This is a genomic window from Lysinibacillus boronitolerans JCM 21713 = 10a = NBRC 103108, from assembly GCF_000772935.1.
In the GTDB taxonomy this organism is placed as follows: Bacteria; Bacillota; Bacilli; order Bacillales_A; family Planococcaceae; genus Lysinibacillus; species Lysinibacillus boronitolerans.
In genome coordinates, this window is sequence record NZ_JPVR01000055.1 from 23,515 (window position 1) to 40,507 (window position 16,993).

30 protein-coding genes are annotated in these 16,993 nt (G+C 38.1%); all 30 read left to right on the forward strand.

The window, feature by feature from the left end; translation table 11 throughout:
• Positions 1-6: 6 nt before the first annotated feature.
• Positions 7-792: a DnaD domain protein gene (locus CD31_RS22665; RefSeq protein WP_052125305.1), complete on the forward strand. Its 786-nt coding sequence runs from the start codon at positions 7-9 to the stop codon at positions 790-792.
• Positions 716-1,537: an ATP-binding protein gene (locus tag CD31_RS02265; protein WP_140423011.1), complete on the forward strand. Its 822-nt coding sequence runs from the start codon at positions 716-718 to the stop codon at positions 1,535-1,537. The genes CD31_RS22665 and CD31_RS02265 overlap by 77 nt, the downstream gene beginning before the upstream one ends.
• A gap of 32 nt (positions 1,538-1,569) precedes the next feature.
• Positions 1,570-2,127 (forward strand): hypothetical protein, encoded by a 558-nt coding sequence (locus CD31_RS23210; RefSeq protein WP_036075495.1) that lies wholly within the window; start codon positions 1,570-1,572, stop codon positions 2,125-2,127.
• A gap of 3 nt (positions 2,128-2,130) precedes the next feature.
• On the forward strand, positions 2,131-2,505 hold the full coding sequence (locus tag CD31_RS02275) for a hypothetical protein (RefSeq protein WP_140423012.1): 375 nt from the start codon (positions 2,131-2,133) through the stop codon (positions 2,503-2,505).
• Positions 2,498-2,959, forward strand: coding sequence for a hypothetical protein (locus CD31_RS02280; protein WP_036075500.1), 462 nt, complete (start codon positions 2,498-2,500; stop codon positions 2,957-2,959). The genes CD31_RS02275 and CD31_RS02280 overlap by 8 nt, the downstream gene beginning before the upstream one ends.
• Positions 2,952-3,140 carry a cytidine/deoxycytidylate deaminase family protein gene (locus CD31_RS02285; protein WP_036075502.1) on the forward strand — a complete coding sequence of 63 codons (189 nt, stop codon included), beginning with the start codon at positions 2,952-2,954 and terminating at the stop codon, positions 3,138-3,140. The genes CD31_RS02280 and CD31_RS02285 overlap by 8 nt, the downstream gene beginning before the upstream one ends.
• Complete coding sequence (locus tag CD31_RS02290; protein ID WP_036075504.1) at positions 3,137-3,415, forward strand: hypothetical protein; 279 nt, start codon at positions 3,137-3,139, stop codon at positions 3,413-3,415. The genes CD31_RS02285 and CD31_RS02290 overlap by 4 nt, the downstream gene beginning before the upstream one ends.
• Complete coding sequence (gene ssb / locus CD31_RS02295) at positions 3,412-3,918, forward strand: single-stranded DNA-binding protein (RefSeq protein WP_036075506.1); 507 nt, start codon at positions 3,412-3,414, stop codon at positions 3,916-3,918. The genes CD31_RS02290 and ssb overlap by 4 nt, the downstream gene beginning before the upstream one ends.
• Positions 3,919-4,077: 159 nt before the next feature.
• Positions 4,078-4,641 carry a dUTP diphosphatase gene (locus CD31_RS02300; RefSeq protein WP_036075508.1) on the forward strand — a complete coding sequence of 188 codons (564 nt, stop codon included), beginning with the start codon at positions 4,078-4,080 and terminating at the stop codon, positions 4,639-4,641.
• Between the two features lie 78 nt (positions 4,642-4,719).
• Positions 4,720-5,157 carry a DUF1064 domain-containing protein gene (locus CD31_RS02305; protein ID WP_036075509.1) on the forward strand — a complete coding sequence of 146 codons (438 nt, stop codon included), beginning with the start codon at positions 4,720-4,722 and terminating at the stop codon, positions 5,155-5,157.
• 229 nt (positions 5,158-5,386) lie between these two features.
• Positions 5,387-5,905 carry a hypothetical protein gene (locus CD31_RS23685; protein WP_176408536.1) on the forward strand — a complete coding sequence of 173 codons (519 nt, stop codon included), beginning with the start codon at positions 5,387-5,389 and terminating at the stop codon, positions 5,903-5,905.
• 162 nt (positions 5,906-6,067) lie between these two features.
• A complete protein-coding gene (locus CD31_RS02320; protein WP_036075514.1) occupies positions 6,068-6,274 on the forward strand; it encodes a hypothetical protein in 207 nt (68 codons plus the stop codon).
• Positions 6,275-6,297: 23 nt separating this feature from the next.
• A complete protein-coding gene (locus tag CD31_RS23935) occupies positions 6,298-6,432 on the forward strand; it encodes a hypothetical protein (protein WP_280522786.1) in 135 nt (44 codons plus the stop codon).
• 27 nt (positions 6,433-6,459) lie between these two features.
• On the forward strand, positions 6,460-7,020 hold the full coding sequence (locus CD31_RS02325; RefSeq protein WP_036075517.1) for a hypothetical protein: 561 nt from the start codon (positions 6,460-6,462) through the stop codon (positions 7,018-7,020).
• Between the two features lie 210 nt (positions 7,021-7,230).
• On the forward strand, positions 7,231-8,049 hold the full coding sequence (locus CD31_RS02330) for a DNA adenine methylase (RefSeq protein ID WP_036075519.1): 819 nt from the start codon (positions 7,231-7,233) through the stop codon (positions 8,047-8,049).
• 115 nt (positions 8,050-8,164) lie between these two features.
• On the forward strand, positions 8,165-8,662 hold the full coding sequence (locus CD31_RS02335) for a sigma-70 family RNA polymerase sigma factor (protein ID WP_244905101.1): 498 nt from the start codon (positions 8,165-8,167) through the stop codon (positions 8,660-8,662).
• Positions 8,663-9,147: 485 nt separating this feature from the next.
• The gene (locus tag CD31_RS02340) at positions 9,148-9,393 is read left to right on the forward strand and encodes a DUF2829 domain-containing protein (protein WP_036075520.1); all 246 of its coding nucleotides are present in this window, start codon (positions 9,148-9,150) and stop codon (positions 9,391-9,393) included.
• Positions 9,394-9,413: 20 nt separating this feature from the next.
• The gene (locus CD31_RS02345; protein WP_036075577.1) at positions 9,414-9,617 is read left to right on the forward strand and encodes an Acb2/Tad1 domain-containing protein; all 204 of its coding nucleotides are present in this window, start codon (positions 9,414-9,416) and stop codon (positions 9,615-9,617) included.
• A 159-nt stretch (positions 9,618-9,776) separates the two neighbouring features.
• Entirely contained in the window at positions 9,777-10,514 is a 738-nt protein-coding gene (locus CD31_RS02350; protein WP_052125307.1) for a BA5345 family protein, read from the forward strand.
• Between the two features lie 82 nt (positions 10,515-10,596).
• On the forward strand, positions 10,597-11,010 hold the full coding sequence (locus CD31_RS02355; RefSeq protein ID WP_036075521.1) for a terminase small subunit: 414 nt from the start codon (positions 10,597-10,599) through the stop codon (positions 11,008-11,010).
• Positions 11,010-12,317: a PBSX family phage terminase large subunit gene (locus CD31_RS02360; RefSeq protein WP_036075523.1), complete on the forward strand. Its 1,308-nt coding sequence runs from the start codon at positions 11,010-11,012 to the stop codon at positions 12,315-12,317. The genes CD31_RS02355 and CD31_RS02360 overlap by 1 nt, the downstream gene beginning before the upstream one ends.
• A 14-nt stretch (positions 12,318-12,331) precedes the next feature.
• Positions 12,332-13,837 carry a phage portal protein gene (locus tag CD31_RS02365; protein ID WP_081977444.1) on the forward strand — a complete coding sequence of 502 codons (1,506 nt, stop codon included), beginning with the start codon at positions 12,332-12,334 and terminating at the stop codon, positions 13,835-13,837.
• Positions 13,824-14,852: a minor capsid protein gene (locus CD31_RS02370; protein WP_036075525.1), complete on the forward strand. Its 1,029-nt coding sequence runs from the start codon at positions 13,824-13,826 to the stop codon at positions 14,850-14,852. The genes CD31_RS02365 and CD31_RS02370 overlap by 14 nt, the downstream gene beginning before the upstream one ends.
• Positions 14,849-15,082 (forward strand): hypothetical protein, encoded by a 234-nt coding sequence (locus tag CD31_RS02375; RefSeq protein WP_036075526.1) that lies wholly within the window; start codon positions 14,849-14,851, stop codon positions 15,080-15,082. The genes CD31_RS02370 and CD31_RS02375 overlap by 4 nt, the downstream gene beginning before the upstream one ends.
• Before the next feature lie 52 nt (positions 15,083-15,134).
• Entirely contained in the window at positions 15,135-15,293 is a 159-nt protein-coding gene (locus tag CD31_RS23215) for a hypothetical protein (RefSeq protein WP_156113256.1), read from the forward strand.
• A gap of 4 nt (positions 15,294-15,297) precedes the next feature.
• A complete protein-coding gene (locus tag CD31_RS23940) occupies positions 15,298-15,426 on the forward strand; it encodes a hypothetical protein (protein WP_280522787.1) in 129 nt (42 codons plus the stop codon).
• A gap of 83 nt (positions 15,427-15,509) precedes the next feature.
• The gene (locus tag CD31_RS23220) at positions 15,510-15,680 is read left to right on the forward strand and encodes a hypothetical protein (RefSeq protein WP_156113257.1); all 171 of its coding nucleotides are present in this window, start codon (positions 15,510-15,512) and stop codon (positions 15,678-15,680) included.
• Entirely contained in the window at positions 15,670-15,978 is a 309-nt protein-coding gene (locus tag CD31_RS02380; protein ID WP_244905102.1) for an Acb2/Tad1 domain-containing protein, read from the forward strand. Before CD31_RS23220 ends, CD31_RS02380 begins: the two co-directional genes overlap by 11 nt.
• A gap of 89 nt (positions 15,979-16,067) precedes the next feature.
• Entirely contained in the window at positions 16,068-16,658 is a 591-nt protein-coding gene (locus CD31_RS02385) for a phage scaffolding protein (protein ID WP_036075527.1), read from the forward strand.
• Positions 16,659-16,677: 19 nt separating this feature from the next.
• The gene (locus CD31_RS02390; protein WP_036075530.1) at positions 16,678-16,992 is read left to right on the forward strand and encodes a hypothetical protein; all 315 of its coding nucleotides are present in this window, start codon (positions 16,678-16,680) and stop codon (positions 16,990-16,992) included.
• Position 16,993 lies beyond the last annotated feature (1 nt).

Genomic DNA, 16,993 nt, shown 5'->3' on the forward strand with positions numbered 1-16,993 from the left:
GGGCAAATGGGCATCATCCGAGTAGCTAAGAACAGCAACTATGTAGTGATGAATCGAACGGCATTGAACGATAACCGGCTATCTTGGAAAGCTAAAGGCATAATGGCATACATGCTTTCAATGCCAGATGATTGGGTGTTTCACATGAAGGAGTTAGTAACACACTCAACTGATGGCGAGCGAGCTTTTAGGGCCGGATTTAAGGAGCTACAAGATCATGGATATGTTACACGTCAACCTGTACGCGAAGGGCAACGCATTGCAAGTTGGGAAACGATAGTTCATGAAGTTCCACAAGAGGATTCTCTACTTTGCGGTTTTGTACATGTAGAGAATGAAGAAGTACAAAACGTACATGTACAAAATGAAGATGTACAAAACAGCAGACTACTAAGTACTGATAATAACCAAGTATTGAATAAACCAAATACTGATAATAACCAAGTACTGACTACAGACACGCAACATGCTCAAAAGCTATATGAGTTCTTTGTCAGTCGTCTGCAAAAGTTTCCTAGTGATAAGTTACGAGAAGATATCGAGTACTATCTAGCAACCTATCATGATGCAGATCTTATTATCGAAGCATTTGAACGAGCACTAATAAATAGCCGAGTTACTAACAAAGAAAAATACGCAACTGGCACATTACGCAACTGGAAACATGAAGGCGTAACATCTATCCAACTATTAGCTAAAAAGGAGGCGCAACAACTTGCAGGCAATCAACACAGCACTACAAAAGGACAGCGTACTACACAAAGTGAACTCGGGGTTGATGTGGGCTTCTAACAAATGTGAGAAACACGATATTCAACTAATGATTGTAAATGGCAAAGAGTCTTGTCCTAGATGTTTTTGCGAGAAAGAAAATGCTGCATTCGAAGCTGAATTTAAGGCTGAACTCCAGCAACAGCAAGCAAAGGTTAAGTTTAATACACTCGCAAATAAAAGCTTGATACAGGACAAAACGTTACTAGATGCAACATTTGATAGCTATATTGCACAGACAGCCGAAGAACAGGCAAATAAACAAAAAGCAATGCAATTTTTAGAACGCTACCAACAAGGCCGCCGTTTCAATTTATGGTTTAACGGCAAGCCAGGTGTAGGAAAGAGCCACTTGTCTATGAGTATCTTAAAAGCTCTGAATAGCTTGCATGTATCGTGCTTGTATATCGACATCGATGATATGTTGAGAAAGATAAGAGCCAGTTTTAACGACAAAGAATCACCGTATACAGAACAGTATTTCATCGATTTACTAACGAACGTTGATTACTTGGTGCTGGACGATTTAGGAGCAGAAACTGGAAACATTGATACGAACAAACAAGCAACAGATTTCACCAGTAAAGTACTACGAGCTGTTGTTAACGGACGACAGGATAAGTCAACAATCGTTACAACGAATCTATCAAGTAAAGCGCTAATGAATATGTATGATCCAAAGTTAATTAGCCGCATGATGAAGAATCTAGAAACGATTATTTTTACAGAAACAACGGACAAGCGTATTAAAAATATTGGATTTTGAGGGGCAACAGCCCCTTGATGGAGGGTGAAGGGATGTTAGAGAAAGGAAACAAAGTAGCAATGCACACATGTATTGAGGCTAAACATTACGAAGGTATCGTTTGGACATGTAGTACTGGAGAACAAGATTTATGTGGGAGTCCGGTAGTTTGGTTAGAAGATTACAGTGGAGCCTTTGCTGTTAAATATTTACGTAAGGTGGATTCGGCGGAAGAAACAGTTGAATGTATTTTTTGCGAAAGTAAGGTGTTAGTTGAATCGAATGGATATGTACCTGATGAAACGTTAGGAACCTATTGGTGTAAACAATGTGCGGCTGAGGAAGCAAAACGCCAAAAGGTGCTTAAAGAAGTTGAACAAATGCAGATTACACATACAGTTTTTAAAAACAGTGACATTGAGAAAGCTTCCAAAGAGTTTAGCAGCCAAGTAAAAAAAGATTTAGAAGGAATTGCTGTAGTCGTTAATCATGTTAGAAAAGACGAAGGTCGTTCACAAAATCCACGATACATCGTAATCAATACAGACGAGAATCCAGACATGATTGATGAAATTATTAAAGTCATGAAAAGATTTAGGAAATGGGGTTGATGAGTGATGAATCAAGAACAGTTGAATGCCATTAAAGAACGTGTGGCGAAGGCTACGTTGGGACCGTGGAAAGTTGTAAAAAGTGAAGAAACAGGGGTGCAAATCGGTACAACATGGGAAAGTGGACAGTTAAAAAATTGTGTGCCAGTAGTCACAACTGCGCATGGGGTAGAATTTGTAACGATTTATATTAACGACAATAATTCTAATTTTATTGCTCATGCTCGCGAAGATGTGCCAGCGCTTGTTGCAGAGGTTGAGAGGTTACATCAAGCATTAGCAAAAATCATGGAAGTTGAAGCACCTATTGCTGAAGTTTGGGAAACACGTTCTTACAAAATTGCTCGTCAGGCACTAGGTGGTGAAGCTCATGACTGAACGTAATTTCAATGGCTTAATCGTTCGGCATAGAAAATCAGCAGTGTTTTTCGAAAGAGAAACAGATTTAAATATCGAAGGTTATGTATCGCCTCGTTGGAGTGATCAAACACCTGTAATTCAATTAAGTGAGTTGAGACGCAAATACCATTTTTCTAAAGATGATTTTAATGAATTTTTAGCTTACATGGAGCAAATAGCTAATGAAGCATGGAAAAACTTCACACCAAAAGAGGCTGATAGCATGGGCGCTGATTATGACAGCTACTACGACAAAGAGTTTGACAACGAAGGTTCTTTAAGTATCGGTAAATATTACATCGACTTAGATGGACCATTCTGTCAGCCAAAAACAAACAATCCAGTTATTCGATTATTTAAATTCAACAAGCGTAAATTTGAGTCATTTATTTATGATTTGCGCAAAGCATTGGAGGATAGAGCTCATGAATGAACAGTTTCTAATAGATCAAATCATCCTGTATTTAGGGCAACATCAACGCTTCGGAGGCAAGCATAACGAAACTATGGCATATAAACGTTTGGAGCAATTGAGAGTCTTGGTCGGGCTGAAAGATGCTGAGGAGGCAACGGATTATCTCATTATGAAAATGGAAGGGGCGATGGCTGCGTGAGTAGAGAGATTAAGTTTCGTAAAGGTGACATCATACACAATCGATATGCAGGTCATCCCTCAATCAAGTATTTCATCTACTTAGGTGTTTCGGGTAGATACGTAAACGGTCTTGAACTACGAGAAGGTAAAGGCCTTAAAAAGTGTCAGTATTACAAAAGCTCCATGAACGAAATGTTAGATGGCGAGCCGGCCTTTCAAGTTGTTGGACACACAAATGCTTTCGATGTGATGAAACAAGACCTATCTAAATTTATTCAGGAGGCAACAGCATGATCAACCGTACTGTCATAGTTGGAAGATTGGTTGCTGATCCAGAGTTACGGTACACACCGAATGGAATTGCCTCATGTAAGTTTCGGGTGGCAGTCAATCGACCATTTAAAAATGAGGGTGAGCAGCAGGCCGACTTTATCTCGTGCGTTGCCTGGAGAAAACAAGCTGAGAACCTAGCTAACTTCATGAAGAAAGGTAACTTAATAGGTTTGGAAGGGCGAATCCAAACAGGCAGCTATGAAGGGCAAGATGGGAAGAAAATTTATACGACTGACGTTGTAGCAGACAGTATCCAATTCTTAGAGCCGAGAAACAGCACAGGAAGCACACAGAACACGCCAAACTATCAATCTAGTACAAATACAGGTGGAATGTATCAAGGCAGTTCACAGGGGCAATATGGCGGTAATACTCAGCCGAATTATTCAAGGGTCGATGAAGATCCGTTTGCTAATAGTAAGGGGCCGATTGAGGTTAGTGAGGATGATCTCCCTTTTGATTAATAGAACAGGAAGGATGTGAGGAAAAGTGGAGTATTCGAAACAGGAATGTCCAAAGTGTGGGAAATTAGTGAAAACGTTATATAGACCTAGCATGGCACACGAAGGGCCTAACTTTTGCTACTGGTGCAATAAAAAACGAATGAAGGAGGAAAGTAAGAAATGAACTTAACTAAATTGTTTAAAACACAAGCAGCATTGGACGAGCACATCATGCAGGAGCATCCAGAACTACGAGGGCAGAACAATCTTGATTGGAAACTACTAGCGCTACAGGTTGAGCTAGGTGAGTGTGCTAACGAATGGCGAGGGTTTAAGAAATGGAGTAAGGACCAGAAGCCAAGAACTGTTAAGAGAATTGAGACAGAATGGGATGATGACGGAACGCCAACAGAATGGGATGTTTATCAGGACGTGAATCCTCTACTCGAAGAATACGTTGACTGCTTACATTTTATTTTGAGTATTGGGTTGGAAATAGACACTAAAACAACGGTTGATTGGGATGATATAGAGTTCTTTGAAACTGATATTACAGAACAATTCATCGAAATTACTTCTAGAATTTTAGAATTACGTAGCTGGGAAAGTAGCGATACATGGGCAGGATTATTTAGTGAATTCTATATTTTAGGTAAGATGCTTGGCTTCACATGGGATGAAGTAGAGACGGCTTACTTCACCAAGAATGCAGAGAATCATCGAAGACAAACAAACGGATATTAATTAAATACACGCTACTGGTAGAACTGAATTATGTTGTTTTATCAGCAGACTTCTAAGAGTGCTGACAGGGGGGCAAACATGAGCAAAGCAAAATACGGAAACAAGAAAGTTGTACATGACGGAATTACATTCGATTCAGCAATGGAAGCTAAATATTATGATCACTTGAAACTACTACAAGCGCAAGGCATTGTGACCTCCTTTGAATTACAGCCAAGGTTTGTATTGCTGCCGAAGTTCGAAAAGAACGGCAAGAAATATCGTGAGATTGGTTACACTGCTGATTTCACAGTTCATTATGCAGATGGACATTCAGAAGTGGTAGATATCAAAGGAATGGTTACACAGCAATTCGAATTGAGGAAGAAGTTATTCGACTACCGTTTTCCACACGAATTAAAGCTTCTGACGTATTCAAAGATTGATGGTGGTTGGATACTCATGATGAGCTTAAAAAGGCTAGGAAAGCACGTAAAGTGGCTAAAGTTGGGTGATGGAAATGAACACAGTACGTAAGGAAGTTAAACAGCGCAGAGCCAAGCTAGTCAATCAGCAGGACCACATAGCTTTTCTAAAGTGTAAAGGGTGCCCGAAAAAGAGAGCCTATGATCCTACTAAGAAATGTAGAGGGTGTAAGGTTTATAGGGAACTACGAAGCATTGGGAAAGAGCTAGAGCAGATTAGTAATTTGCGTAGGTGGAAGAAGTGAATATTTGAAACAAAATGTACAGGAGGGAGAATGAAAATGAATAACAGTTTTCCAAGAGTAAATGAGGATGTAGCAGCTATTTTAAAACAAACAAAAGCAGAACCAGCATTTGCAGGAACAATCAAAGAAGGTTGTGAATGCAAATATACAATCATCAACTTAAAGGATTTAGAAAAATACATTGGTATCGGAGCAAAACAAGATTTAGCCGTAATTCTTGACCATGTTCAAGGTAACATCGAGCATGGACGTGAAGAAGATGGCAAAAAGCCATTTAACAACTATATCGTTATCAATATCGACGAGCCTTACATCAACGACATTGTAGCAGTTTTAGAAACTAACGGACATTGGGACGGTCAAAAGCCAAATGTAAAAAACATTGTAGATGATGTTCGTGAGGCATCAGAGCTTCATTTACAAACGATTTTAGAACTACAACGCATTCAGAGTATGGTGCATCCAATAGATGATCCAGTAAATCGTTCAATTGGTGTAGCGCTGAATGAACTAGAAGTTAAATTTCAAAAAATTCATGACAAATGGAGCGAGTGAAATTGTTATGTTCAAGTTTTCTGATATAGCAGTTTGGCAATGGAAGTTAGGGCAAAGAAGAAATAAGCATCTGTATAACCATTTATACGATAATCATAACTTTTGGTTTAGATTAGTGAGTCGAAATCATATGTGAAACATATTGTGCAGGAGGATAAATGAATGGCTGAAATCACATTAGAAGAAATTAAAAGTCGCATATTCAAAGACCATGAAGGGGTTAGTAACTACATCCACGTAAGCATTGAAGAAATGGATTGGTTAGTTGAACAAGCCGAAAAAGTTCAACGCTTAGAAAAAGAGAAAGAAGAAGCATATCAAACAGGTTATAAACAAGGGAAATTTGATGAATTGATGGATAATTTTTAATTGAAAGCAAAGTAGGTGGCACATTGAAAAAAGATACATTTTACTATGGTTTTGCGGTAATGTTACTATCAATTATTCGAAAAGAAAAAGTGAATAAAACAGAATTAAAAAAAGAAATCAATCGAATTATAGATGCCATGTACAAAGAATTTACTTGAAAGTATTGTTCAGCAGGAGGTGATATTGTGGCAAAAACAGAGGAAACGATTAAATTAGAAAATGCTATATGGAAAGCAACAGCAAAACAGGGAGTTTTCGGTTGTTTTGAAGTTACTATTGGTTGGTTTGGTGATGAACGAGTAGACTATATGACTTATGACACAAAAGGAATTTGGCGGTGTTTTGAAATAAAAGTTTCAAAATCGGACTTTTACAGCAAAGCAAAGAAAACATTTATAGGTCATTTCAATTACTTTGTATTACCAAGTAAAGAACTATATGAAGATGTTAAAGATGACATTCCGAAACATATAGGAGTTTATATTTGTGGGGTTATAGTAAAAAGACCAAAAAAACAAGTGTTACAGGTAGATGAACAAGTTTTAAAGAACTCATTAATTCGTTCTCTATCACGTGAAACTACTAAATTATATAAATCTGAGAATCCTAGAGTCATGGAACAACATAACCGTAGAGTCAAGAGATTAGAAGACGATGCTCGAAGGTATAGAGAGGAGTTGCAAAAAATGCATTCACTTTTATATTTAAAATTTGGTCGTAATTGGCAAGATGTGATTGGTATGTAACTAAAGATTGAACAGGGAGCTTTTTAATATGAAAGAAACATTGGTTTAGACGCACAACGATTGTTGAATATTGTAGGGATGGAGATTGGTTTGAGCTAGACAAGAGTCAACCTATTCGACTGCTATGGCAGTATGAAATTAGAATTGTGAATCTTAGACCTAATAATCAACATAGCTGAAAGAAAATGTGCAGTACCAGGAGGTGGTATTTTGAAGCGAGTTTTGAACTATCCAGGGTCGAAATGGACCATGGCAAATTGGATTATAGACCACATGCCAGCTCATGAAGTTTATCTAGAGCCTTACTTTGGTAGTGGGGCAGTGTTCTTCAATAAATCAAAAAAAGTAGTCGAAACAATCAATGATATTGACTGCAGACTTATAAATTTATTTACTCAAATGCGCGATAATCCATCTGAATTAGCTCGCCTTACACACTACACCTTGTATTCGCGAAAAGAGTATGAATTATCACAAGAAAAGTCATCAGATCCTTTAGAAGATGCTCGCAGGATGTTAGTACGTTGTTGGATGGCTATTGGAGGTAAAACAAATTCTAATGTAGGATGGCGCAGAAATGTGAGTGAAAACGGCCCATATAACACTTATGAATGGCATGACATGCAAAATCGTATCTTCGATGCTGCAGTAAGATTGAAAGATGTTCAAATAGAGTGCAAAGATGCTGTACAGCTAATAAGTGAGTACAACCGACCAAACGTTTTAATTTATGCTGATCCACCATATGTACATTCTTCTAGAGTATCTAAGCATTATGAAAATGAATATTCAGATGCAAATCACATCCAATTGCTGCAGGTTCTAAGTGAACATAAAGGTCCAGTATTACTTTCTGGTTACGATAGCGAGCTTTATAAAGAACACCTACAGGGATGGAATCATAAAACTTTTGAAATTAAAACAGGATTTACAGGTAGTAAACGAAAGACTGCAGTTGAAGTATTGTGGATGAATGAGCAGGCTTATGAAGCCACAAACCAGTTGACGTTATTTGAGGTAAGTAACTGAACAATATGAGGAAAAGAAAAAGCCGCAGCGTCGTCACACGCTACAGCTCGAATTGGTTTATGCCCTTTGATGGTGTTCACAACTCTAGTATATCACACCGTAGGAGGGCAAACCTATGACAAACTATCAATCTACAGCAAGTAAGGCAACTGAACATAATGATATGTTCTACATCATCACTCAAATGATTAAGGACTTCAAATGGATGCGTAACGAGGTCCAAAGGCTTCAAAAGCTGCTATATGGACACAGCTTACCTATCCAAAATTGGGGAGTAGCGCAGTACGGAGTAGAGGCAGCAATGCCCAAGGGTTCCAAGGGCAAAAGTATAACGGAGCTCAAGCGTATTGAATCACTAGAAGAAAAGCGAAATAACCGATTAAGACGTTATGAGACAGAGGTATATTTGTTAGAAACATTAGGCGATACACTTCAAAATGAAACGCAAAAGGTTATTTACGATTGCTTACTGGAAGGTATGTCGTACAGAGAGATAGCTTTACACCTCATGATCTCCAAAGACAATGTGCAAAGACAGAAGAAAGATATCATTCAACAGCTTTTAGAAAATGAACAGATGGAGACGTTTTTGTTATATGGTGTTTTAGATTAATGCCAAGACAAACGAGACAAATGCGACAAATGAGACAAAATCATGCATATTTGTTTTCATTAAAATTTGCAGTGTAAAATGGAGGGGAGGTCGGACAGGTAAATCTTTCTTCACTTGGTATTTATAAAAACCTAAATATTAGGGAAAGACAGACCGACGACCGACCTGCGCTGAACAAACTAGTTCGGAGCAAGACATACATGGCCGGCCCATATTTTTTAAGAGATATAGGGAAAGGCAAATAAAACTGAAGGAGTGGTTACTATGTGAACTTCGTCCACTTTCCATAATTTCAGTCAAACTTACTACATTAACAAGTGCACGGAAATGCACTATAAATCTAAAACACAATTCGTTACAAAATAGCGTGGTGTCGCTCTACCACGAGTCGGAAAAGAGCTCTCGACAAATAGGATTCCACAATAGAAAAAAGCCTTCATCAATGCGATGGGGCTTTTTATTATGTATTTGAAAGGAGAAAATAAATGAAATTCGGTCAAGCAATTGAAGCGTTAAAAGAGGGCAAGAAAGCAGCTCGTAAAGGATGGAACGGTAAAGGTATTTTCCTTGAATTACAAGTACCTGATACACATTCTAAAATGACTCACCCATACATCTACATCGATACGACAGGGCTGCAAACAGACAACGAGAATGCACCAAAAAGTCGAGTTCCTTGGTTAGCTTCGCAAACAGACATGTTATCAGAGGATTGGGAGGTAGTTGAATAATGTTGAAACCAGGTGACTATATTAATCCACAAATTGAAAATAACTTTATGTACCACGCTCCTAAAGAGGGACAACCAGAAAAGTATGAGGCTATTCGTGAAAAAGCGAAAGAGCTAGCACACATGATTGACGAACTATGTCCTAATAGCCGTGAAAAATCAGTTGCTATGACTAACCTAGAAACTGCTGTAATGTGGGCTAACGCTTCAATTGCACGTAATTAAGAGCCCTTTACAGGGCTTTTTCTTTTGCTTTGAAAACTGCATCAAACAGCCAAAACACTTTGTGATTAGAGGGCGGAGTTTGGTGTGGTTTTGAGAGCAAAAAGTTATTACATATATTTCATCTTCTGGTTTATCATTGGGTAGAAAGGAGGTGGGGTTATGAATTTTGATACAAAATACTTAATAAGATGGGGTATTCCTGGCTGGGTTTTTATGATATTTGTTTGTCTTATGTATGTTGTGAGGGAATTTAAAGCATTGTCTGAAGCAGATCTTAACATAGGGAACGTAGTTAGCTTTGTAGTATTAATAGGTTTTGTTGGGGTTACAATCGGTTATTTAATGCATCAAGTTTACTTTTCTATCAATTGGAATGGTACAAACAATAAACAAAGAAGAGTAATTGATGATGCACTACTCCTTGTGAAGGATAAAGAAAGAATCCGAAAATATAAAAACCATACATGGGGAAAGAATTATCACGAAGACTACTATTTGTTTGAATTTCATTGGCATAGCTTCCTATTGAGTTTATGCATAGAAAAAAGAACGTATCTAGAAGACCGGTACAGACATCTTTTATCTACAATACATGCTCTAGGAGCATTAAGAGCTGCTTTATTGTCATCGTTAATAGTAAACTTTGTGATTGTATTACTGACTTTCAGCAAAACAGAACCAGCACTAAGTTTTGTGCTTCCAGGATTAATAATTTTATTAAATGTATATTTATTAATTGTATCAGATAAAGGATTTAAATATTACAGTTCAAATTTAAATCATTTCCAAGGGTACTTTTTGGATAATCATTTTAGTGAAGTTGAAGTATCTACTAATGCGGAGATGGAGCAACCAGAAATAGATCAACAGGAAAATGAAGAATCAATCGAAGTTTAAAGGTCACGATATGTTTTCGTGCCTTTTTTATTTTACTAAGCAACTAGCATAATGGGGTGATGCCATTGGGAAAGTAAAGAAATTGACACCAAAACAACAAGCTTTTGCTGACTACTACATCGAGTTAGGAAATGCTACTGAAGCTTATATTAAAGCAGGATATAACGAAAAGGGTTCTAGAGCCAATTCTGCAAGATTGATAGCAAATGATAGCGTTAAAGCTTATATAGATGAACGCATGGAAGAATTGAAGTCCAAGAAGGTAGCAGATCAGCAAGAAATATTAGAGCTTTTAACTGCTATTGCAAGGGGAGAAACAACTTCAGCAACTTTACGTGGCATCGGGGAAGGTGCCCAAACTATTGATGAAGATATGCCACCAACTACTGCCGAGCGTATCAAGGCTGCCGAATTACTAGGCAAACGTTACCGTATGTGGGTTGATAAGGTGGAAACGGACGGCAAAACTAAAGTGGTTATTGTGGATGATGTGTAATGGCAGAGCAACGTATTAGCTTAGCTAGTATCATTACAGAGCAATTCAAACCATTTTGGCGCGCCTCCAGAGCAAAGGAACATCTTCGATATGTGCTAAAAGGTGGCCGTGGTTCTGGGAAGTCATTTCATATTCCAATGCGTATCCTGTTAGACATCATGGAGTATCCAGTGTCGGCACTTGGTATTAGGAAAGTACAAAACACCATTTTAAAGTCCGTGTACGCAAACTTTAAAGCTGCCGCAAACATAATGGGAGTACGTGATCAATTCCGTTTTGTTGATTCCAAGCTTGAAATCACATACTTAGGCAGAGGAAATAAGATATACTTTGCTGGTGCTGATGATCCAGAGAAGATTAAATCTATCAAAGATGCTGATTTTCCGTTAGCTATCGTATGGTTCGAGGAATTAGCAGAATTTAAGTCTGAAGATGAAGTAACGACAATTGAAAACTCAATCCTACGTGAGGAGTTGGAAGGGAAAATATTTTCGCAAGCTGATAGACAGCAAGCGTACCCTTTTGACTACTCTTTTTATTATTCTTACAATCCTCCGAAACGTAAGCAATCGTGGGTGAATAAGAAGTATGAAAGTTCGATGATAGATGCCAATACTTACGTACATCATTCAACATATTTAGGTAATCCGCATTTATCGAAAAAGTTTATCGAAGAAGCAGAAAACGTTAAGAAAAATAAGCCTTTAAAATACCGTTGGGAATACCTTGGAGAAGCAATAGGCAGTGGTGTTGTACCGTTTGATAACTTGCAAATTGAAAAAGGCTCAATCACCGATGAAATGGTTGCCTCCTTTGACAATATTCGAAATGGTATCGACTACGGTTATGCTACTGATCCATTGGCATTTGTTCGTTGGCATTATGATAAAAAGAAAAATTGCATTTATGCCATTGATGAAATATACGGTGTCAAAATTAGTAACCGTAAATTGGCTAAAGGTTTAAAAGAAAGAGGTTATCAAAACGACCGAATAGCAGCAGAAAGTGCTGAGCCTAAATCGAATGCCGAATTAAGAGATGAGTTAGGTATACCACGTATTTATACAGTTAAGAAAGGTCCAGATAGCGTCGAATACGGTGAAGAATGGCTCGATGATTTAGATGCTATTTATATTGATCCATTACGTACACCAAATATTGCTAGAGAATTTGAAAACATTGATTACCAGACAGATAAGGACGGTAATCCTCTTGCTCGTTTAGAGGATAAAGATAACCACACTATCGATGCCACACGCTATGCGTTCGAAGAAGATATGCGTGGCAGCACATACAGTTTTGATTAGAAAGAGGTGAGAACATGAGTTTTTTTCCGTACCAGGGTGCTGTTACAGACACAGACGTCATCAATGAAAACATAACAGCTGGTGCAAACAATGTCATAACAGATATCAAATTTCTTGAAAACGAAATCAATAAGTTTAAAAAGTCGGAGAAACGTAAGTGGATACTGATAGGCGAGGCTTATTATGAAGGTGAACAAGACATATTAAAACGTGAACGATGGGTCATTGGTAAAGGTGGAAGGTTAGAGGTAAATAGAAACCTCCCAAATAACAAGATACTAGATAACCAGTATGCCAAGCTTGTAGATCAAAAGGTTAACTATCAACTAGGTAAACCAATAACAATTGAAACTAAAAGCGAAGAGTATCTAAAGAAATTACAAGACATTTTCAATAAACGTTTCCACCGCACATTAAAAAGTGTTGGACAAGATGCATTGAATGGCGGTCTTGGCTGGCTTTATCCGTATTATGACGAAAATGGTGAGTTTGCCATCAAACGTTTTCCTCCATATGAAATCATACCGTTCTGGAAGGATTCTGAACAAACAATTCTAGACTTCGCGATTCGCTTATATGCTGTAAAAGAGTACGAGGGCGATAGAGAGGTTGTAGTGGAGAAAGCAGAGGTTTATAGTGCGCACGGAGTGGAACATTATCAGTGGTTCGCAGGGCATCTTGTAAAGGATGTAACAAGATCCCAAACCTCTTATATAACTATACGTGATGGTGAAAATGAGTTAGGTATGAACTGGCAGCGAACGCCTTTAATTCCGTTTAAATTCAATAACAAGGAAATCCCTCTAATCAAGCGTGTGAAATCACTACAAGACGGCATTAACGTCATGTTAAGTGACTTTGAAAACAACATGCAGGAGGACGCCAGAAATACAATTCTCGTTCTCCATAACTATGATGGGCAGGACTTAGGTGAGTTTAGACGTAATTTATCTATATACGGCACCGTTAAAGTAAGATCAGCGGATGGGGCAAAAGGTGGCGTTGAAACACTAACAATTGAAGTCAACGCAGACAACTACAAATCTATCTTATCGCTATTTAAAAAGGCTCTTATTGAAAATGGGCGAGGTTATGACGCTAAAGACGAACGTATGGCAAATAACCCAAATCAATTAAATATTAGAGCCATGTACAGCGAGATTGATCTTGACGCAGATGGTATTGAAACAGAGTTCCAGGCTTCATTTGAGGAATTGCTATGGTTTATCAATGTTCATTTAGCCAATACAGGCCAAGGTGATTATGAAGGTGAAAGTGTAAATATCATTTTTAACCGTGACATTCTTATTAATGAGATGGAAGTTGTTGATGTATTAAATAAATCACCTTACTTATCTGAAGAAACAAAGATTGCACAACATCCATATGTGAAAGATGTTCAACAAGAGATGCAGCGAAATAAGAAGGAGCGTCAGGAACGTGTGAATGAGTACGATGGCTATGATGATCATTTTAAGGCGATAAATTCAAAGTCTGGTGATGATAATGGCCAAGAGTAGAGAATACTGGCGTAGACGGTTCGAGATGTTGGAGCAAGCGCAGCATGAGAAGAGCGAGAACTACTACAGGGACCTTGAAAGAGCCTATATCCGAACTATGCAAGAAATTGAGAAGGATATAGCTAAGTGGTATCAACGCTTTGCTGATAACAATGAAATCAGTCTTGATGAAGCTAAACAGTTACTTAAAAGTGATGAACTACGAGAGTTCAGGTGGACAGTAGAGGAATACATCGAATACGGCAAAAAGAATGCTGTCAATCAAAATTGGATGAAACAACTTGAAAATGCCTCTTCTCGTGTTCATATAAGCCGTTTAGAGAGTTTGCAGTTACAATTACAGCAACATGTAGAAAAACTGTATGGTGAGCAAATTGAGGGCTTTGAGCGATTGATGAAAGATGCATATCAGACGCAATACTATCACACAGCATTTGAGGTACAAAAAGCTTTTGAAATTGGTTTCACACTTCAAGCGCTAGACGAAACGAAGCTAACTAAAATAATCAGTAAACCATGGACTGCTGATGGTCAAACATTTAGTCAAAAGATATGGCGTGATCGTAACCTCTTGCTAGATACATTGCATACTGAACTAATACAATCAATGGCTCGCGGTGAAGCTCCTGACCGAATGATTAGTACGATAGCTAGAAAAATGAATACCTCACGTTCTAACGCTGCTCGGCTTGTTTTAACCGAATCAGCGTTTTTTAGTGCTTCTGCTCAAAAGGATGCATTCGGCGAACTAGATGTAGAGCGATATGAAATCATTGCAACATTGGATAGCAAGACAAGCGATATTTGTCAGTCGATGGATGGAAAAGTATTTAAGTTATCGGACTTCGAACCTGGTGTTACAGCCAACCCCTTTCATCCAAGGTGTAGAACCACGACAGCTCCTTATTTCGAGGATGATTACAGTCAGCGTATTGCACGTAAACAGAATGGCGAGGTGTATTACATTTCTAGCAATATTAAGTATCCGGAATGGGAAGAGAGGTTTGTTGTATGATTGATTTCAACGAAATTAAAGCTGAAAAAGAAGGTCGAACTACACCAAAATCTTTGCTTACAAATGCTTTGGGCAGAGCGAATGAATTTAAGAATGTTTTAATTGTAACGATTGACCAGGACGATGAAATCCAAGTTGGTACGTCGGAAAGTGATAGCATTTTAAAATTACTTGGTATGACCGAGGTAGCACGAAATGAATTACTTTCTAAGCTGTTTGAGGAGTATTAGATCTTTCTAAATTTTTTGCCATACGAACGCCTAATAGTAAAGGAGCAATTCTATGACTTTCGATGAGTATAAAGCAGATTTTCTGCAAATTGCTAGTTTAGAAGGTATTAAAGTTACTGAAGATGAGCTTATTAAATTATTTATTTCACAGTTGGTTATTAATTCCTTTGAGCATAAGCAATTAAAAAACACAGGTAAAAAGAAAGGATGATTTTATGAGTCCATTAATATTTTTCTTGTTTGTAGTTACAGTTGCAGCGGTCTGTTATGTGTTAGGCCATCAAATTGGCTATCTTAACGGAAAGCGGGAAGTTTCACATATTATGCGTGGTGAGCCTCCCTAAAGCGACTTTCGAAGATGATTTGGGCAGTGAATTGCAGCATGTTCTTGATTATGTCGAATCAGGAAAGGTTTAGGTGGTCCGAAATGAATAAGCCAGAAGAAGTAGTTATTAGCGGTGGTGTAAGTAGAGATGCACTTGTTATGTCGGCATCTGATTATGCAGATTGGGAACAATCCCGTTCAGGCATTACAAAACCACAGTTAAATCGTGCTCAAAGGCGAGCATTAGCAAAGGAGCGACGACATGCCAAATAAATGTTTTAATTATCCCCAATGTCTTAATGAATCTATGACAGAGTATTGTTCGGATTGTTTAGATAATGGTGGCATTAAACCAAAGGACTATATTAGTCCTGAATTAGAAAATCGCTATATGTACCATGCGCCGAAAGGGGATCAAACAGAACGTTATGAGACATTACGAAGTAAAGCGAAAGAGCTTGCACATATGGTTGATGAATTATGCCCAAATAGTCGTGAAAAATCTCTTGCTCATACAAATTTAGAGCAGGCGATTATGTGGGCAAACGCTTCAATTGCAAGGAATGAATAATAACTCGTCTTTTGCTAGTAGACGTTAAAGAACTAGTCTAAAACCTATCGAGTCGTTACTCGTAAAACACGTATTAGGAGGATGCAGTAATGAAAAAAGAAGATCTGATTGCAATGGGCTTTAGTGAGGAACAAGCTGACGCTCTAATTAATAAATACGGAGCGATGATTCCGAAGGAACGCTTTGACGAAGTGAACAATGCCAAAAAATCACTTGAAGAACAAGTAAAAACACATGAAACGCAATTAAAAGAATTACAGGGCAAAGCAAAAGGTAATGAGGAATTACAAGCGGAAATCACTAAGTTGCAGGAGTCGCAAAAGCAAGCAAAAGAACAGTATGAGCAGCAATTGAAAGACGAGCGACTAAATACTGCATTAAAATTGGCTATTGCCAACAAAGTACATGACGTTGATCTAGTTACGGGATTGGTCGACAAATCCAAAATTGAATTAGACGACAACGGTAATGTCAAAACAGGACTTGATGAGCAACTTAAAACGTTGCAGGAATCAAAGTCCTTTTTATTTGTGCCAGAAAAGCAACAACCGACATTTAAAGGATGGGTTCCTGCTGGAGGATTAGGCGAAGGAGAAGGAACGAGTGATATGGGTTCTAACTTCGCGAAAATGGCGAATGAAAAAGGTACAAGTGATACAAATAACAACCCTTGGGACTAAACAATAAGGAGGGCTATATATGCCATATGTAAAACCAATTGAAAGATTTCAACGTGTAAATTTCTTAGCATCATCAAAGGTACAGGCATTTACTTATGTAGTGAGTGATGTAGGTGTAACGGCTGATGCGAACGGAAAGAAAATCGTTAAGGCAGGTACTATTTTGCCTAAAAATGATGCTACTGCAGAAGGTATCTTATATACCGATGTCGATGTAACAAATGGACCACAACCTGGTTCATTGATTGTGGAAGCTTACATTTTTGAAGATCGTCTACCTACTGCACCAGATGCAGCAGCGAAAACAGCACTAAAAGAAATTAAATTCCGATAAT

Bases quoted from the DNA above. Each gene is read 5' to 3' on its own strand.
- CD31_RS02360 (WP_036075523.1), top strand. From the start codon at position 11,010: ATGGCAGAGCAACGTATTAGCTTAGCTAGTATCATTACAGAGCAATTC.
- CD31_RS02350 (WP_052125307.1), top strand. From the start codon at position 9,777: ATGAATTTTGATACAAAATACTTAATAAGATGGGGTATTCCTGGCTGG.
- CD31_RS02335 (WP_244905101.1), top strand. From the start codon at position 8,165: ATGACAAACTATCAATCTACAGCAAGTAAGGCAACTGAACATAATGAT.
- CD31_RS02305 (WP_036075509.1), top strand. From the start codon at position 4,720: ATGAGCAAAGCAAAATACGGAAACAAGAAAGTTGTACATGACGGAATT.
- CD31_RS02375 (WP_036075526.1), top strand. From the start codon at position 14,849: ATGATTGATTTCAACGAAATTAAAGCTGAAAAAGAAGGTCGAACTACA.
- CD31_RS02320 (WP_036075514.1), top strand. From the start codon at position 6,068: ATGGCTGAAATCACATTAGAAGAAATTAAAAGTCGCATATTCAAAGAC.
- CD31_RS02385 (WP_036075527.1), top strand. From the start codon at position 16,068: ATGAAAAAAGAAGATCTGATTGCAATGGGCTTTAGTGAGGAACAAGCT.
- CD31_RS02285 (WP_036075502.1), top strand. From the start codon at position 2,952: ATGAATGAACAGTTTCTAATAGATCAAATCATCCTGTATTTAGGGCAA.
- CD31_RS23210 (WP_036075495.1), top strand. From the start codon at position 1,570: ATGTTAGAGAAAGGAAACAAAGTAGCAATGCACACATGTATTGAGGCT.
- ssb (WP_036075506.1), top strand. From the start codon at position 3,412: ATGATCAACCGTACTGTCATAGTTGGAAGATTGGTTGCTGATCCAGAG.
- CD31_RS02340 (WP_036075520.1), top strand. From the start codon at position 9,148: ATGAAATTCGGTCAAGCAATTGAAGCGTTAAAAGAGGGCAAGAAAGCA.
- CD31_RS02370 (WP_036075525.1), top strand. From the start codon at position 13,824: ATGGCCAAGAGTAGAGAATACTGGCGTAGACGGTTCGAGATGTTGGAG.
- CD31_RS02300 (WP_036075508.1), top strand. From the start codon at position 4,078: ATGAACTTAACTAAATTGTTTAAAACACAAGCAGCATTGGACGAGCAC.
- CD31_RS23215 (WP_156113256.1), top strand. From the start codon at position 15,135: ATGACTTTCGATGAGTATAAAGCAGATTTTCTGCAAATTGCTAGTTTA.
- CD31_RS23685 (WP_176408536.1), top strand. From the start codon at position 5,387: ATGAATAACAGTTTTCCAAGAGTAAATGAGGATGTAGCAGCTATTTTA.
- CD31_RS23940 (WP_280522787.1), top strand. From the start codon at position 15,298: ATGAGTCCATTAATATTTTTCTTGTTTGTAGTTACAGTTGCAGCGGTC.
- CD31_RS23220 (WP_156113257.1), top strand. From the start codon at position 15,510: ATGAATAAGCCAGAAGAAGTAGTTATTAGCGGTGGTGTAAGTAGAGAT.
- CD31_RS02365 (WP_081977444.1), top strand. From the start codon at position 12,332: ATGAGTTTTTTTCCGTACCAGGGTGCTGTTACAGACACAGACGTCATC.
- CD31_RS02390 (WP_036075530.1), top strand. From the start codon at position 16,678: ATGCCATATGTAAAACCAATTGAAAGATTTCAACGTGTAAATTTCTTA.
- CD31_RS22665 (WP_052125305.1), top strand. From the start codon at position 7: ATGGGCATCATCCGAGTAGCTAAGAACAGCAACTATGTAGTGATGAAT.
- CD31_RS02380 (WP_244905102.1), top strand. From the start codon at position 15,670: ATGCCAAATAAATGTTTTAATTATCCCCAATGTCTTAATGAATCTATG.
- CD31_RS02280 (WP_036075500.1), top strand. From the start codon at position 2,498: ATGACTGAACGTAATTTCAATGGCTTAATCGTTCGGCATAGAAAATCA.